Source organism: uncultured Campylobacter sp. (genome assembly GCF_938031315.1).
Lineage (GTDB): Bacteria > Campylobacterota > Campylobacteria > Campylobacterales > Campylobacteraceae > Campylobacter_B.
On record NZ_CALHHT010000140.1, the window covers coordinates 1 to 2176 of the forward strand.

2 protein-coding genes are annotated in these 2176 nt (G+C 32.4%); both read left to right on the top strand.

Features of this window, described 5'->3' with window-relative positions:
• Nucleotides 1-1950, top strand: a 1950-nt coding sequence (cas3, locus tag Q0236_RS03880) for a CRISPR-associated helicase Cas3' (RefSeq protein ID WP_297915313.1), incomplete at its 5' end; no start/stop codon positions are given.
• Nucleotides 1950-2176, top strand: a 227-nt coding sequence (locus Q0236_RS03885) for a Dna2/Cas4 domain-containing protein (RefSeq protein ID WP_297915315.1), incomplete at its 3' end; no start/stop codon positions are given. The genes cas3 and Q0236_RS03885, both read left to right, overlap by 1 nt.

The window sequence follows — 2176 nt, forward strand, 5'->3', positions numbered from 1 at the left end:
TATAACAGAAATGGCGGCACGAAGAAGGCTTTAGAAGATAAAAAGCTTAGTAGAGAAATTTTAAAAGATAAATTTAAAAAGATAGATGAAGTGATTTGTAGATCGAATTTAGAGATAAAGCCCGATGTTAATGATTTTATTGACTGTTTTTTGGATTTAGAGGCCGAGCTGGAAAAATACCAAATTTTAGATAACTACTTTATTTTTAAGAAGCGCTATTCGAGGCTTATTTTGGCAGATAAATTTGAAGCTATTTTTTCTAAATCCTATAAAAATGTAGAAATTTTAAGTGAAGAAAAAATAGATCTTTATCTTAATAAGATAGAAGATATTATAACCTCAAAGCAAACTGGCAGTAAAAACAAATACAGAACAAAAGCGAAGGAACTTATTTTTCAAAATTTTAATCATAATACGCAAAAAGATAAGTTTTTGATTAAAGCGCCCACCGGTATAGGAAAAACGTTTTTGGCTCTAAATTTGGCATTGCAAATAGCTAAAATAAAAGGCGATAAAAGACGTGTTATAACAGCTATACCATTTACCTCTATCATAGATCAAACACATAACGAATATCAAAAGATAATATCGTATCAAAACGTACTAAAATATCATCACCTAACAAGCTATAAAAGTAGTAAAAGAGATAAAGAAAAAGATAATGAAGATGAGCAAGAGCAGTTTATGCAAAAAGTATTTTTGGCTGATATTTGGCATGAGAATTTTATCGTTACGACTTTCAATCAGCTATTTTACGTATTTTTTTCAAATCACAATAGAGATAATTTAAAACTAGAAACTTTGCGAGATAGTGTTATCATAATAGACGAGATACAAAATATCCCAAGAGTTTTATTGAAGCCGATTTCTGCCGCTTTTAATGAATTTACAAAAAGATACAATATCCACTTTATACTTATGTCTGCGACTATGCCTCATATTGCAGCAGAGCTTGAAAATTTTACCGAGCTTTCAAGCCCTGTTTTATACGAGCGAGATAGGGATAGATATGAGCTCGTTTATAAGCCAAATTTAAACGATTTTGACATCCTAAAAGATGAAATTTTATCCCATAAAGATAAAAGTGTGCTTTGTGTCGTAAATACCATCTCAAAAGCTAAAAAGCTATATGAAGTCATAAAAAACAAAAGCGAGAATAAAGATAGCGTCTATCTTTTGACTACGCACCAAATTCCACTTCACAGAGTTGAGATTATTGACGAGATAAAAGTTAAATTAAGTAGTGGTAAAAAGATTATTTTGATTGCAACGCAGCTGATCGAGGCGGGGGTCGATCTTAGCTTTGATATAGGTTTTCGAGAGTTCGCTCCCTTTGGCTCTATTATTCAAGCTGCGGGTAGAGTAAATCGTGAAGGATTATCAGATAGGCCTGCAAAAGTTATAGTTTTTGATTATTTAGAAGGTAAATCATTTCCATATCACGATACGGATCTACAAGAGGATAAGATAAAGGAAATTCTATCGCAAAATATAAAAGAGAGCGAAATTTATAATGTCTTAGAGAGCTATTTTGAAAGTACAAAGAATGAAACTACTAGCGTAGATTTATTGCAATACGCTAAAAACCTGGAATTTCAAACATTATTTAGAAAATTTAATGAAAATTTTATGCCAAAGCAGGAGTGGAAGGTTCCGCTTTTTGTAGAGCAGTATAGTGGGCATTTCGACAAGTTTTTAGATAATCGGGATAAATTGTTACAATCAAATGACGATAAATTTAAAATTATTGCAGAAATTAAAGATTCGGAAAAAGATTTGGGATTATATACTATATCCGTTAGTAAAAATTTACTAGAAGAACTCAAAAAAGATTATAAAACTACTTTAAAAGATTATTTTGGCAGATATATTTTACCGCCAGGCAATTTCTATAATAAATTTGATGGTTTCCTGCCTAAACTTACGATCGCTGAAGAGGTATTCGACTAATGTTTTGCAAAGACCAAATTACCGGCACGCTTGTGAATTATTACATCACCTGCAAGCGCGAGGCATGGCTTTACGCACACAATATTCACGCCAATCAGGAAGATGAAAACGTGCTGATGGGCAAGGCACTAGCGGATATCAAAGAGAACGGTTTGCAGGAATTCGCATTTTCAAATTTGAAATTTGATAAGCTTTCCAAGCAGCGCGGACATTATCTCATCACCGA